Below are 13,305 nucleotides of genomic sequence, written 5' to 3' on the forward strand. Positions count from 1 at the left end.
CGGTCTTTACCAGTGGCCTTCGGGGCCCGAGCAATGGAGCGGTGTCGTGGAATTCGACGTGACCATCGAGATCCCTCGGGGAAATCGGAACAAGTATGAGGTGGACCACCACAACGGACGCATCCGGCTCGACCGGATGCTGTTCACCGCCACCCGCTACCCGGACGACTACGGGTTCATCGAGGGCACCCTCGGCGAGGACGGCGATCCGCTGGACTGCCTCGTGCTGCTCGAGGAGCCCACCTTCCCGGGCTGCCTGATCCGCTGCCGCGCGCTGGGCATGTTCCGCATGCGCGACGAGGCGGGCGGGGACGACAAGATCATCGCGGTGCCGGTCGGGGATCAGCGTCAGGTGCGTCGCCAGGAGCTGACCGACGTCTCCGAGTTCCACCGCCTGGAGATCCAGCACTTCTTCGAGGTCTACAAGGACCTCGAGCCCGGCAAGAGCGTCGAAGGCGCGCACTGGGAGGGCCGCAGCGACGCGGAGGCGGAGATCCGCCGCTCCTACCAGCGCGCCGTCGGCACGGAGCACGCCAACGACTTCACCCAGGAGGTCTGAGCTCCCCGAGCTCCCGGGCCGGTCCCTCGCGGACCGGGTCCCGGCCCCGCGCGGAGGGTCGGTCCCTGCGGGGACCGACCCTCCGTGCGCTCCGCCGTCGTGCGCAGGGCCGTCGGGCGGGCGATCCTCAGCCGACCCGTGGAACCGCTCTGCCCGCGAGCTCTCCTTGCTGGTCGGTGAGCTCGCCCTCGAGCGTCGCGCCGTGCGCGAAGATCTCCAGCATCGCCTCGACCACGGAGCGGGCGACCGCATGGGCGCCGAGACCGCCGAGCACGGCGCCGAGGCCGAAGGGCAGCAGCCGCGCGAGCCAGAGCCCGCCGGCGCGCGCCATGACGCGGCGGCGCACGTACCGGGAGATCTGCGTGCTGAGCAGGCCTGGCAGGAATCCGGCCCGACCCCCGAGCACGATGTTCCACTGCAGACCCCGCCGACCCATCGCCTTGGCGATGATCTCGGCGCCGCGCTCACCGCTGAGCACCCCCATCAGGACCAGGCGACGGGTGCTGGGCGCCGCCATGTCCACTCCATGGATGTCCGCCGCGGCGAGCGTGAGGAAGGCGCACGCCTCCGCGAAGGACACTCCCTCGCCGATGGTCAGGCCGAGCGCGGCCACGGTGCCGAGCCCCGGCAGCGCCGCGACGCCGCCGATGCCCGCGCCGGTGGCCGTGGCGAGGCCGACGAACCGCTGGGTGACGTGCTCCAGCAGCTGGCGGTCGGTCGCCTCCGGATGCTTCTCCCGCAGCTTCACCACATAGCTGCGCGCCAGCGGCGCCTGCACCCTCAGCGCCGCGTCGAGGACCGAGAGCCAGCGCTCGTCGAGCTGTTCGATGAACTCACCGTCCTCGGTCAGCTCGCTCTGCGGGATGGGCGGGGTGCTCTGGTCGCTCTGGGCCACCGTCTGCTCCGTTCTGTCGGGTCGTGAACAGGGTCAAGGTACAGCGTCCGGCCGTGCCCGGCCTGAGGGCTCTGCCAGGAGCTCGAGCCGGCGCCCACTGGCCGCTCTCCTACCGTTCGTCCCTCACGTCGATCAGCCAGCGCCCACTGGCCGCTCTCCTACCGTTCGTCCCTCACAGCACGTCGATCAGCCGGTCACCACCTCGCCCGGGGGGAGGTCGGCGATCTCACCGGTCAGCCCGAGGCGACGGACCGCCTCGGCGAGGTCGGCGTAGTGTCCGCTGTACGCGGCGGCGATGAAGGAGCGGGGCACGGACACGTCATGGCACAGGGTCCCGGCCAGATGGTCGGTCTCGTGCTGGAGGATCCGAGCGGTCCAGCCCAGATGCTCCTCCTCGACCTCCACCAGTCGGCCGTCCGGCAGCAGCTCCACCGCGCTCAGCCGCACCCGGCGCGCGCGCGGGACGATCGACTGCCAGCCGTCGACGGAGAGGCACCCCTCGAAGGCGAAGACCCGCTGCGTGCCCAGCGGCTCCAGCACCGGATCCAGCAGCGCGCGCAGTGCGAGCGGCCGCCGCTCGAGCAGATCGTCGTCCGCGTCCTCGCCCGGCTCGCTGGCGAAGCCGTCCTCGACCACGTAGAAGCTCAGCGGGAGACCCACCTGAGGCGCGGCCAGACCCACCCCCGGCGCGGCGCGCATCGTCGCGGTCATCGCCTCGGCCAGCTCGCGCAGCAGCTCGAGATCGATCCGTCCGCGGGCGGGCACCGCATTCCGTCGCAGGGCGGGGTGCCCGGCCTGCACGATCCGCAGCGGATCCTCCTCCTTCGCACGACGAGCGAGGATCTTCCGGGTCAGCTGGTTGATGTCCACCGCACCAGTATCCCGCAGCCTCCGCCGCGCTCGACGGGTCCACGCCTCAGAAGTCGGTCCCGACAGCTGAGAAGCGCCGTGCGGCATCACCCGTACAGAGGAGACCTGAGCTACACTTCCCCGAGCCGGTGCGAAGAAGCACCTCCCGTGGGAACGACCTCGAACCGGCCGCTCATCACTTCACAACGGACCGTCCGGCACGTACCTGCCGGTGAAGGAGAACCACCATGGCAACAGTCACGTTCGACAACGCATCCCGCATCTACCCGGGCCAGGAGCGCCCCGCCGTCGACAGCCTCGACATCGAGGTCGGCGACGGAGAGTTCCTCGTCCTCGTCGGCCCCTCGGGCTCGGGCAAGTCGACCGCCCTGCGCATGCTCGCCGGCCTCGAGGAGATCGACGCCGGTCGCATCCTGATCGGCGATCGCGACGTCACCGACGTCCCGCCGAAGGACCGCGACATCGCGATGGTGTTCCAGAACTACGCGCTCTACCCGCACATGAGCGTCGCCGACAACATGGGCTTCGCCCTGAAGATCGCCGGCAAGCCCAAGGCCGAGATCCGCAAGCGCGTCGAGGACGCCGCCGAGATCCTGGACCTCTCCGAGTACCTGGACCGCAAGCCGAAGGCCCTCTCCGGCGGTCAGCGTCAGCGTGTCGCGATGGGCCGCGCTATCGTCCGCTCGCCCCAGGTGTTCCTCATGGACGAGCCGCTGTCGAACCTCGACGCCAAGCTGCGGGTGGCCACCCGCACCCAGATCGCCTCGCTGCAGCGGCGGCTCGGGGTCACCACGGTCTACGTCACCCACGACCAGACCGAGGCGATGACGATGGGTGACCGTGTCGCAGTGCTCAACTTCGGAGTCCTGCAGCAGCTGGACACCCCGCGCCGCATGTACGACCACCCGAACAACGTCTTCGTCGCGGGCTTCATCGGCTCCCCGGCCATGAACCTCTTCGAGGCCCCGCTGACCGATCAGGGCGTCGAGTTCGGCGGCGCGGTCCTCCCCGTCGACCGCTCCACCCTCTCGGACACCGATCAGAAGACGGCCACCGTGGGGGTGCGCCCCGAGGACCTGGAGATCGCCTCCGACAACCAGGGTCTCGCCGTCGAGGTCGACCTCGTCGAGGAGCTCGGCGCCGATGCGTTCATCTACGGCCGTCGCAGCGGCAGCGAGGAGACGGACAAGCCGTTCATCGCCCGGGTCGACGCCCGTCGTCCTCCGAGCAAGGGCGAGACGGTGTACTTCCGTCCCTCGCCGGAGCACGCGCACCTGTTCGACACCAAGAGCGGCCAGCGCCTCGGCGACTGACCGCCTCCGCTGCATCGCGCGACGGGCGTCCGGCTTCTGCCGGGCGCCCGTCGCCGTCGTTCCGCCTCCCGGCGACCACAGGCACGAGGTGACCTTCGCGTCGCGATGACGTGAATTCTGGTCCCGGCGGTGCGAAGCTCCTCGGCTCAGGAGACAATGGCCCCATGGCACCTCTGGAGATCACCGCTTCCCGCGCAGATCCGGCCCTGCTGGACCTGCCGTGGGAGACGCCGCTCGAGCAGTGGCCCGACGAGATCCTCGCCGCCCTCCCCCGCGGCATCTCCCGTCACGTCGTGCGCTTCGCACGCGTCTCGGGACGCGTCCTCGCCCTCAAGGAGATCTCCCACAGCCTCGCGCAGCGCGAATACGACATGCTGCGGGTGCTGGGCCGGTTGGAGATTCCTGCCGTGGAGTCCTTCGCCGTCGTCTCCGGCCGGACCACCCCCTCGGGTGAGGAGCTCGACGCGGTCCTGATCACCCGCCACCTGCAGTTCTCCCTGCCCTACCGCGCCGTGTTCAGCCAGGTCTCGCGCCCCGACACCGCCCATCGCCTGCTCGACGCGCTCGCGGTGCTGCTGGTGCGCCTGCACCTGGAGGGCTTCTACTGGGGTGACGTCTCCCTGTCCAACACGCTCTTCCGTCGCGATGCCGGTGCCTTCGCCGCCTATCTCGTCGATGTCGAGACCGGTTCCCTCCATGAGCAGCTCTCCACCGGTCAGCGTCACTACGACCTCGACCTGGCGCGCACCAACATCATCGGCGAGCTGATGGACCTGCAGGCCGGTGACATGTTCGATCCCGAAGCCGATCCCGTCGCGGTCGGCGACGATCTGATCTCCCGTTACGACGAGCTGTGGGAGACCCTCACCTCCCGCGAACGGTTCTCCGCCGACGAGCGCTGGAGGGTCTCCGCCCGGATCGAGAAGCTCAACCAGCTGGGCTTCGACGTGGGCGAGCTGGAGATCACCACCGATCTCGACGGCACCACGCTGTCGATCATGCCGAAGGTCGTCGACGCGGGGCACCATGCCCGTCGGCTGATGCGGCTGACCGGGATCGACGCCCAGGAGAACCAGGCCCGCCGACTGCTCAACGACCTCGACCAGTATCGCGCCGACACCGAGCAGCAGCTCGAGGACGAGGAGTTCGTCGCGCACGAGTGGCTCCAGCGGCAGTACGAGCCGGTGGTGCGGGCGGTCCCCCGGTCCATGCGCTCCAAGCTCGAGCCCCCTGAGTTCTTCCATGAGATCCTCGAGCACAAATGGTTCCTGTCCGAGAAGAAGGGCCATGACGTCAGCCTCGACGAGACCGTGCGCCACTACATCCTCAACGTCCTCATCCACCGGCCGGATGAGAAGTCCCTGGTGACCACCGAGACCTCGGCCCTGCCGATCTTCGACTCCTGAGGCTCGTGGATGCTCAGGACTCCCGAGAGGAGCTCACCGATTCCATGACCCGCGATCCTCGACCGTCGATCGCCCGCCTGGACAACCTCTCCCTGCGCGACCAGCTGCGCGTGGATCGGCTGCCGCTGCGAGCCCTCCAGATGATGGTGGGGCTGACCGGGTTCGGATTCTCCCTCGCCCTGCTGCTCGAGTCCGGCCTGGGCGGAGCACCGTGGGACGTCCTCCACACCGCCCTCGCCGATCGCCTCGGCCTCACCGTCGGCACCCTCAGCATCAGCGTGAGCTTCGTGGTGCTGCTGCTCTTCCTGCCGCTGCGCGAGCGGATCGGGATCGGGACGATCGCGAACGCGATCTGGGTGGGGGTGAGCATCGACCTGGGCATGCTGGTGCTGCCCGAGGCCCGCGGGGTCCCCCTCGCCGTGGCGATGATGCTCCTGGGAGTGATCCTCAACGGCATCAGCGGCGCGGTCTACATCGGCGCCCAGCTCGGGGCCGGGCCCCGCGACGGTCTGATGACAGGGCTGGGCCGGGTGCTGACACGGCCCGTCGGGCCGATCCGCATCGTGCTCGAGGTGATCGTCCTGATCACCGGGACGCTGCTGGGTGGGGCGCTCGGCGTCGCCACCGTGGTCTACGCGCTCGGGCTCGGGCCGATCATCCAGCTGACCCTGCCGTACGTGACCAACCCGGTGCGCACGGTGAACGGCCGGGAGATCGCGGCGCCGAGAGCTCCGCAGTCGAAGCCGGCACCGGGGCCCGCGCAGCTCCGCTGACCCGCTGCTCTCCTACCGGCTCGTCCCTCGCCAGCACGTCGATCAGCCCCGCTGACCCGCTGCTCTCCTACCGGCTCGTCCCTCGCCAGCACGTCGATCAGCCCCGGCCCTGGCCCTCGCGCACGCCGGAGATCTCGTACAGGGCGATCGCGGCCGCGACCGAGGCGTTCAGCGACTCGGAGGGCCCGGCCATCGGGATCGACACCACCTGATCGCTGATCTCGCGGGCCAGGCGGGACAGCCCCTTGCCCTCGGCCCCGACGACGAGCGCGGTCGGCTGGGTGCCCAGCTCGAGCCCGCGGGTGGTGACGTCGCCCTCGGCATCGAGGCCCAGCACGAACACGCCCTTCTCCTTCAACGAGGTCAGGGTCCGGTTGAGATTCGTGACCTGCGCGACGCGGACCCGGCCGGCCGCACCGGCGGCGACCTTCCACACGCTCGCGGTCATCGAGACGCTGCGGCGCTCCGGCAGGATCACGCCATGGACGCCGAAAGCGTCGGCCGAACGCAGGATCGCGCCCAGATTGCGGGGGTCGGTGATGCCGTCCAGGGCGACCAGCAGCGGTGGCTCGAAACGGTCCGCGGCGATCCGCAGCAGCTCATCGACCTCCGCGTACTCGTACGGCGGGATGGTCAGCGCCACCCCCTGGTGGACGGCATGATCGGTCATGCGGTCCAGATCTGTGCGCGAGGCCTCCGCGACCGGCAGGCCACGAGCGGTGGCCAGGCGCATGATCTCGCCCACCCGCTCGTCGGAGTCCAGGCGGACCATCACCGTCAGCCGGGTGGCGGGCACCTCCTCACGCAGCGCCTCGAGCACGGCGTTGCGGCCGGCGACCTGGTCGCTGCCGGGCGCCTTCCGCGCCCCCTTGCCCCCGCGCCGCGGAGCGGTGCCTGCCGAGGACGAGGCGCCCTTGTACGCCTTGTGGTTCGGACGGTCCTCGGCCTTCGGAGTCGGTCCCCTGCCCTCGAGCCCGCGGCGACGCACACCGCCGGAACCGACGGTCGCGCCCTTCTTGCCCTTGCGCACCGCACCGCGGCGCGCGCTGTTGCCTGCCATCGTTCGTCTCCTCAGTCCTGCTCAGTCTCGGTTCTCGAGGGTCCAGCGGGCGCCGTCGGCCCCATCCTCGATACGGATCCCGGCGTCGCTCAGCGCATCGCGCAGCGCATCCGCCCGGGCCCAGTCCCGCTGCGCGCGTGCCGCCTCCCGGGCGGCCAGCTGCGCGGCGATCAGTGCATCCAGCGCCACGTGCGCGCCCTCGGCGGCGCCATCGTCCTGCCCCCACTGCACGCCGAGCGGGTCCAGCCCCAGGACGTCGAGCATCGCCCGGAGCCGCCCCAGGGAGCCGGAGATCTCCTCCGGGCCCGCAGCGCCCCCCGCGGCCAGCAACGTGTTGAGCGCGGACTGCTCACGGTGGATGACGGCGAGCGCCTCCGGGACGGTGAGGTCATCGTCCATCGCGGCGACGAAGCCCTCGGGCAGCTCCACCGCGGCCAGATCCGCGTCGACCGTGGCGAGGGAGTGCGTGCCGAGCCGCTGGGCGGCCCGCACCGCGGTCGCCCGGAAGCGCTCCCAGACGGTCTCCGCCTCGGCCATCGCGGTCGCGTTGTACTCGACGGTGGCGCGGTAGTGCCCGCTGACCAGCGCGAGCCGCACCGCCGGGGTGGGGTGCTCGGCGAGCGCACGGGCAGCGGTGACGAAGTTGTCCAGGCTCTTGCCCATCTTCAGCCCGTCCACGGTGAGCACACCGGAGTGCATCCAACGACGAGCGAAGCCGTAGCCGGCGGCATGGGACTGCGCCTGCTCGTTCTCGTGGTGCGGGAAGCGGAGATCCAGACCGCCGGCGTGGATGTCGAAGGTCTCGCCCAGGTACTTGCGACTCATGGCGGAGCACTCGAGGTGCCAGCCCGGCCGGCCCCGTCCGAAGGGGGTGTCCCAGGAGGCGGTGTCCGGTTCCGTGGGCCTGGCGGCCTTCCACAGTGCGAAGTCGCGGCGGTCCCGCTTTCCGGGCTCCATCTCCTCCCCGGCATCCTGCATGTCCTCGAGGGACTGGCGGGTGAGCGCGCCGTAGTCCGGATGGGAGGCGACGTCGAAGTAGACCGAGCCGTTCCCGTCCGCATAGGCGTGGCCGCGCTCGACGAGCCGCTGCATCAGCTCGATCATCTCCGGCACGTGCCCGGTGGCGCGCGGCTCGTAGGAGGGACGACGGTTGCCGATGCGGTCCAGCACGTCCTGGAACTCACGCTCGAAGCGGAGTGACCAGGCCCACCATTGGTCCCCCGCCTCAGCGGACTTCACCAGGATCTTGTCGTCGATGTCGGTGACGTTGCGGATGTGGGTGACGTCCAGACCGCTGCGCTCGAGCCAGCGCACCAGCACGTCGAAGGCGAGGAAGGTGCGAAGATGACCCAGGTGAGGGGCTCCCTGCGTGGTGGGACCGCAGACATACAACGACACCGCCCCCTCACGCACCGGGGTCAGCGGTGCGGTGGTGCGGGTGGCGGTGTCGTGCAGATGGAGAGTCACGTGCCCCAGGGTACTGCCAGGTGGGTCGACCGACGGTCCACGGCGCGCACAGCAACCGGTCGCTCGGCGGTGCCTGTCTGGCCCCGCCGCCGCTGCCGGCCCGGTGGACCCTCACTCGGTGCGGGCGCTGACCTGCTTGCCGTAGAGCTCCTCGAAGGTGTCGTCGTAGGTGACGGCATTGTGACGACGCTTGCCCTGGACCGCCTGGACCGCCGACTGCGCGGTCTCGATCGTGGTCTCGGGCGCCTTGAGCTTCTTCGAGACCAGGAACGCGACCAGACCGAGGACGGCGCTGATGACGACGAAGACGCCCGCGACGATCAGGTACGCCCCCCAGTAGGGCAGCCCCAGCGCCTGGAGCCCGGTGGCCGCCGCGAACAGCAGCATCACCCAGGCCGAGAGCAGGAGGAACAGCAGCACCGCCGCGCAGGCGGCGATGATGCCGGCCTTGACCGCAAGGGCGGTGACCTCCTTCTTCGCGATGTCGATCTCGTGGTGGACGACACCGAGGAGCTCGTCGCGGATGGACTGGACGAGCTCGCCGATGGACCGCTGGGTGGGCGGCGTGCTCGGGTCGTTCGTGGTGTTGATCATGGTCGGAGCCTATCGCAGGGAGAAGATCGTTCGCAGGTCGGGCGCTCGGAGCCGTCGACGATCAGTCGACGGAGACCCGTTTGCGCCGGGTGGACTCGGGGCGCGGCCCCGCAGAGGTGGAGCGACGCACCACGATCGAGGGTGCCACGGCCACGTCACGGGTCGTGCCCTCGTGGCCGGAGACGCGCTCGACGAGGAACTGGGCGGCGAGTGCTCCGAGGCGGTCGGAGTTGGGGTCGACGCTGGTGAGCTGGGAGACCCCGGAGGACGCCAGCGAGGTGTTGCCGTAGCCGGCCACCGCGAGCTCCTCAGGCACGGAGTGGCCGGCATCGCGGGCAGCGGAGAGCACCCCCACCGCGGTCACGTCATTGGCACAGGTGACGGCGGTGGGGACCTGGCTGCCGCGCAGCAGCATCGAGCCGGCGGTCTGGCCGACCTGCTCGGTGAAATCGCCGGGCTCGACCCGGGCCAGCTCGCCGAGGCCGTGCCGCGCCATCGCCGCGCGGAAGGCGTCCGCCCGCTCCCGGGCGACGGCCGCACCGACCCCGCCGACATGCGCGATCTCGCGGTGGCCGAGTCCCACGAGATGGTCGACCAGCAGGCCCTGGCCCACCTCGTCGTCGATGCGGACGGTGTCGAACCGGCCGGTGAAGCTCTTCGAGCAGCCGATGCCGACGAAGGGACGGCCGGCGGTGGATTCGAGCACATGGTCCATGTCCGCCAGGTCCGAGACCATCAGGAAGCCGTCGACCCCGAGGTGGACCAGGTCCTCGATCGCATCGGTATCGGCGGCGACCGGGTGCTCGGGGATCCGGCGCCGGGTCGGGACCACCACGGCGGTGCGCCCGGTGGCCGCCAGCTCGATGCGGATGGCGCGGACCAGATCGGAGATCCAGGTGTTGCGCATCGTGTTCACCAGGACGGCGACGACACCTCGATGCTCGGTCTCGGCGCTGAGCTCCTCGAGCGGGAAGCGGAGCCGTTCGGCGGTCTCCCTGACCCGTCGTGCCATCTGGGGCTTGATCTCGTCGGAGCCGCGCAGGGCACGCAGCGCGACCGCGCTGGAGATGCCCAGGGAGTTCGCGACGTCGCGCAGGGTGCCGCGGTCCTCGCCAGCGGCGGAGGATCCGGCGTCGACGGCGGGATCGAGGGAATCGTCGGAAGGAATGGCGTCACTGCTCATCTCCCCATTGAACCGCATCTGTCCGCCGCAGCCTGCTGAATGACCACCGATGTGGGTCACGATTCCGCGCCGCATGGGGGATTTCCCCCACACCCCCGGAGGGCGGACCCGGTGGGAGAGGTCACCCCGCGGGGCCTAGTGTCAGGGGATGACCGCCTCCCTCACCGGGCCCGGGGACCGACCGCGACCCCGGCTGTCCCCCGCCTCGATCGCCTCGGTGGCGATCGGCGGGCTGCTGCTGTGCACCTGGTTCTGGCTCAGCATGGCACTGCTCGTGGCGGGGATCAGCACGCTGCCGGCCCTGGGCAGCGGTCTCCTGCTGCTGCTCCCCTGGCTGCTGCTGATGCAGCTGATCGCGCGCATCGAGCGACGTCGAGCGGTCGCCATCCACGGCCTGCGGGTGATCCTGCCGGCCCAGCGCCGCTCCCGTCGCCGGGGTGCCGCGGGCTGGCTGCAGAACCGCTGGTACGAGCTCGGGACCGGGGCCTTCTGGCGCGGAATCCTGCACCACCACCTGGCGATCCTGGTCACCGGCCTGTTCTTCCTCGCCTTCGTGGCGCTGCTGTGGTGCGGCTGGAAGGGCGCGGAGCTCTCCCTCATCCACGGTCCGGTGGAGCTGGGGTCGCGGGAGCTGTCACGAGTCGCTCTCGCGGCGCTCGCCTCGGTCAGCGTGCTGCTGGCCGCGGTGATGCTCGGCCTGGGGGCGCTGGCCGATCGGGGACTCGCCCGCGTCCTGATCTCCGGCTCGGAGGAGGATCTGCGCGAGCAGGTCGCCGAGCTGGCCGAACGCCGCCAGGGCGCCGTCGACGCCGCCACCCAGGAGCGCCTGCGGATCGAGCGCGACCTCCACGACGGCGTCCAGCCGCGCCTGGTCACCCTCGCGATGACACTCGGGGTCGCCCGGAACGCGATCCGGACCGACCCCGACCGTGCCGAGCGGCTGGTCGGTGACGCACATGCGGAGGCGAAGGCCGTGATGACGGACCTGCGCCAGCTGGCCCGCGGCATCCACCCCGCCGTGCTCACCGATCGGGGCCTGGACGCGGCGCTGTCGGCACTGGCCGCCCGCTCGCGGATCCCGGTCGCGCTGGAGGTGGACCTGAGCACGGCCGAGGGGCCGGTGCTGGATCGGGAGCGGGAGGCCGTGGCCTACTTCGTGGTCGCCGAAGCGCTGACCAACATCGCCAAGCACGCCGGGGCGACGCGGGCCGAGGTCACCGTCACCCGAGGGCCGGAGGTGCTGCACGTGCGGATCCGGGACGACGGGCGCGGCGGGGCACGGGTCCACCGCGACGGGCTCTCGACCGGGCTGGCCGGGCTCACCGACCGGGTCCGCGCCACCGGCGGCGTGCTCGAGCTGTCCAGCCCGCCCGGCGCCGGCACCGACCTCCATGCCGAGATCCCCCTGACCAGCGGACCGACCACCGCCCGTGCCCCGGTCCGACCCACCACCGAGGAGAGGTCCCGATGAGGATCGTGATCGCCGATGATGCCGTGCTGCTGCGCGCAGGTCTCGAAAGGCTGCTGACCGAGGCCGGGCACGAGGTGGTCGCCGCCGTCGGCGACGGCACCGCCCTGGTCTCCGCCATCTCCCGTCACCGGCCCGACCTCGCGGTGGTCGACGTGCGGATGCCGCCGACCTTCACCGACGAGGGCGTGCGGGCCGCGATGCTGATCCGTCGCCAGGATCCGGAGGTGGCGCTGATGGTGCTCTCGCAGTACGTCGAGGAGCGCTACGCCTCCGATCTCATCGCCGACTCGCCGCACGGCCTGGGCTACGTCCTCAAGGATCGCGTCGCCGATGTGGAGGACTTCCTCGGGGTGGTGGCGGATGTGGGAGCCGGCGGCACCTGGCTGGACCCCGAGGTGGTCCAGCAGATCTTCGTGCGCTCGAGGCGCCGCCGGACTCTCGAGGGCCTGACCCCGCGCGAGCGGGAGGTGCTCTCCCTGATGGCCCAGGGACGGTCCAACCAGGCGATCGCCGACACCCTGTTCGTCTCCGCCGGCAGCGTCGAGAAGCACATCTCCTCGGTCCTCACCAAGCTCGACCTGCCACCGGTGGACGGGGAGAACCGCCGGGTGATGGCGGTGCTGCGCTACCTGGAATCCGAGGAGCGATGATGGCCGACGCACCTCCCGCACCGCAGACGGTCGCGGACCCGCGGAGGGGACAGCATCCGGGCCCCGCGCCGGACCGGCCCTCCGCACCGGACCCCCTGCTCATCCCCGGCCACCGCCTGGCGCCGTCGCCCGACGGCGATCGCCGCCTGCGCCGGGCCACCACGCTGGTCGGGGCGGGGATCATGCTCCTGGTCGTGCTGGGGCTCGCGCTGCTCTCGACCGCGACCTGGCTCGCCGGTCGCGGCTTCACCGCGGTGCCTGCGATCTCCGAGCTCGGCAGCCCTGCCGCATTGACCCTGACCTCCGGCACCGGCACCGTGCGCGTCCTGCCGTCGAGCGACGTCGATGAGCTGACCCTGGCCCTGGTCGCACCGGGTGTGACGACGCTCCCGACCGCCGACGCCCAGGTCCCGGCCCGGGTCACGCAGACCGCGGGTGCCGACCGGACGGCGGTTCAGGTGCGTCAGCCCACCCGCTCCTTCAGCCCCCCGTGGTCGGAGGAGACCCGGGACGTCCTGCTGCTCGTCCCGACCGGCCTGGAGCTCGCGCTCGCCGTGCACACCGATGTCGGTGACGTGCTGGTCGACGGGGATCTCACGTCGCTGGACGCCCACAGCACCGCGGGCGACCTCCGCCTGGGACCGCTCTCGGCCCCCGATGGCGTGAGCGCGACCACGGAGGTCGGGAACATCGACCTCGAGCTCGGCTCCCCCGCCCCCGTCGAGCTCGCCGCCGCGGTCGGCGACGTCGACCTGCTGCTGCCCACGGATGCCGGCGGCCAGGTCTCCATCACCACCGATCTCGGCGATGTCGAGGTCGCGGTGCCGGGCACCGCACATTGGCAGATCCGGGCCGAGTCCGAGCTCGGCGAGGTGCACACGGCACCGGGCCTGCTCGATGGCGCCGGCGAGGCGGTCGGCACCCTCACCGTGGACTCCGAGCTCGGGACCATCACCATCACCCGCTGAGGCGCCGTTCCGGGGCGCACCGCGGAGGGGCGGGCGCCCCGATCGATGACCGCAGCGCCCGCCCCCCTGTCACGCCGCGGGGCCTGCCCACGACGT

General features: G+C 71.2%; 13 protein-coding genes. 7 read left to right on the forward strand and 6 right to left on the reverse strand.

Annotation, left to right across the window (positions count from 1 at the left end; all coding sequences use genetic code 11):
- Window positions 1–46 precede the first annotated feature (46 nt).
- Window positions 47–559, forward strand: coding sequence for an inorganic diphosphatase (locus ACHUEU_RS10240; protein WP_394215997.1), 513 nt, complete (start codon window positions 47–49; stop codon window positions 557–559).
- A gap of 127 nt (window positions 560–686) precedes the next feature.
- Here the strand turns inward: ACHUEU_RS10240 and ACHUEU_RS10245 are convergent, their stop codons facing one another.
- A complete protein-coding gene (locus ACHUEU_RS10245; RefSeq protein ID WP_394215999.1) occupies window positions 687–1,454 on the reverse strand; it encodes a hypothetical protein in 768 nt (255 codons plus the stop codon).
- A gap of 186 nt (window positions 1,455–1,640) precedes the next feature.
- Window positions 1,641–2,324 carry a peptide deformylase gene (locus ACHUEU_RS10250; RefSeq protein WP_394216000.1) on the reverse strand — a complete coding sequence of 228 codons (684 nt, stop codon included), beginning with the start codon at window positions 2,322–2,324 and terminating at the stop codon, window positions 1,641–1,643.
- Window positions 2,325–2,551: 227 nt separating this feature from the next.
- On the opposite strand from ACHUEU_RS10250, the gene ACHUEU_RS10255 reads away from it, so the two are divergent.
- The 3 genes from ACHUEU_RS10255 (at window position 2,552) to yczE (ending at window position 5,816) form a co-directional block, all read left to right on the forward strand.
- Window positions 2,552–3,637: an ABC transporter ATP-binding protein gene (locus tag ACHUEU_RS10255; protein WP_394216002.1), complete on the forward strand. Its 1,086-nt coding sequence runs from the start codon at window positions 2,552–2,554 to the stop codon at window positions 3,635–3,637.
- A gap of 164 nt (window positions 3,638–3,801) precedes the next feature.
- Window positions 3,802–5,043, forward strand: coding sequence for a DUF4032 domain-containing protein (locus ACHUEU_RS10260; protein ID WP_394216004.1), 1,242 nt, complete (start codon window positions 3,802–3,804; stop codon window positions 5,041–5,043).
- Between the two features lie 44 nt (window positions 5,044–5,087).
- Entirely contained in the window at window positions 5,088–5,816 is a 729-nt protein-coding gene (gene yczE / locus ACHUEU_RS10265) for a membrane protein YczE (protein WP_394216006.1), read from the forward strand.
- Between the two features lie 97 nt (window positions 5,817–5,913).
- On the opposite strand, the gene rlmB is transcribed toward yczE, so the two are convergent.
- From rlmB to ACHUEU_RS10285, 4 genes are all read right to left on the reverse strand, one after another.
- On the reverse strand, window positions 5,914–6,876 hold the full coding sequence (gene rlmB / locus ACHUEU_RS10270) for a 23S rRNA (guanosine(2251)-2'-O)-methyltransferase RlmB (RefSeq protein ID WP_394216008.1): 963 nt from the start codon (window positions 6,874–6,876) through the stop codon (window positions 5,914–5,916).
- A gap of 21 nt (window positions 6,877–6,897) precedes the next feature.
- Window positions 6,898–8,343, reverse strand: coding sequence for a cysteine--tRNA ligase (cysS, locus tag ACHUEU_RS10275; protein ID WP_394216010.1), 1,446 nt, complete (start codon window positions 8,341–8,343; stop codon window positions 6,898–6,900).
- A 111-nt stretch (window positions 8,344–8,454) separates the two neighbouring features.
- A complete protein-coding gene (locus tag ACHUEU_RS10280) occupies window positions 8,455–8,937 on the reverse strand; it encodes a phage holin family protein (RefSeq protein ID WP_394216012.1) in 483 nt (160 codons plus the stop codon).
- Window positions 8,938–8,998: 61 nt separating this feature from the next.
- Window positions 8,999–10,120 (reverse strand): LacI family DNA-binding transcriptional regulator, encoded by a 1,122-nt coding sequence (locus tag ACHUEU_RS10285; protein ID WP_394216014.1) that lies wholly within the window; start codon window positions 10,118–10,120, stop codon window positions 8,999–9,001.
- A gap of 148 nt (window positions 10,121–10,268) precedes the next feature.
- Between ACHUEU_RS10285 and ACHUEU_RS10290 the strand changes: the two genes are divergently transcribed.
- Genes ACHUEU_RS10290 through ACHUEU_RS10300 form a run of 3 tightly spaced genes read left to right on the forward strand, consistent with a single transcriptional unit; the run spans window position 10,269 to window position 13,209 of the window.
- Window positions 10,269–11,591 (forward strand): sensor histidine kinase, encoded by a 1,323-nt coding sequence (locus ACHUEU_RS10290; protein WP_394216016.1) that lies wholly within the window; start codon window positions 10,269–10,271, stop codon window positions 11,589–11,591.
- Window positions 11,588–12,241, forward strand: a complete 654-nt coding sequence (locus tag ACHUEU_RS10295) for a response regulator (RefSeq protein ID WP_394216018.1) — start codon at window positions 11,588–11,590, stop codon at window positions 12,239–12,241. The genes ACHUEU_RS10290 and ACHUEU_RS10295 overlap by 4 nt, the downstream gene beginning before the upstream one ends.
- Complete coding sequence (locus ACHUEU_RS10300) at window positions 12,241–13,209, forward strand: DUF4097 family beta strand repeat-containing protein (RefSeq protein WP_394216020.1); 969 nt, start codon at window positions 12,241–12,243, stop codon at window positions 13,207–13,209. The genes ACHUEU_RS10295 and ACHUEU_RS10300 overlap by 1 nt, the downstream gene beginning before the upstream one ends.
- Window positions 13,210–13,305: the final 96 nt, after the last annotated feature.

Origin of the sequence: Brachybacterium vulturis (assembly GCF_043641765.1) — a bacterium.
GTDB classification, from domain to species: Bacteria; Actinomycetota; Actinomycetes; order Actinomycetales; family Dermabacteraceae; genus Brachybacterium; species Brachybacterium vulturis_A.

Coding starts and splice junctions, on each gene's coding strand:
- ACHUEU_RS10255 (WP_394216002.1), top strand. CDS start 2,552: ATGGCAACAGTCACGTTCGACAACGCATCCCGCATCTACCCGGGCCAG.
- ACHUEU_RS10260 (WP_394216004.1), top strand. CDS start 3,802: ATGGCACCTCTGGAGATCACCGCTTCCCGCGCAGATCCGGCCCTGCTG.
- yczE (WP_394216006.1), top strand. CDS start 5,088: ATGACCCGCGATCCTCGACCGTCGATCGCCCGCCTGGACAACCTCTCC.
- rlmB (WP_394216008.1), bottom strand. CDS start 6,876: ATGGCAGGCAACAGCGCGCGCCGCGGTGCGGTGCGCAAGGGCAAGAAG.
- ACHUEU_RS10280 (WP_394216012.1), bottom strand. CDS start 8,937: ATGATCAACACCACGAACGACCCGAGCACGCCGCCCACCCAGCGGTCC.
- ACHUEU_RS10285 (WP_394216014.1), bottom strand. CDS start 10,120: ATGAGCAGTGACGCCATTCCTTCCGACGATTCCCTCGATCCCGCCGTC.
- ACHUEU_RS10290 (WP_394216016.1), top strand. CDS start 10,269: ATGACCGCCTCCCTCACCGGGCCCGGGGACCGACCGCGACCCCGGCTG.
- ACHUEU_RS10295 (WP_394216018.1), top strand. CDS start 11,588: ATGAGGATCGTGATCGCCGATGATGCCGTGCTGCTGCGCGCAGGTCTC.
- ACHUEU_RS10300 (WP_394216020.1), top strand. CDS start 12,241: ATGGCCGACGCACCTCCCGCACCGCAGACGGTCGCGGACCCGCGGAGG.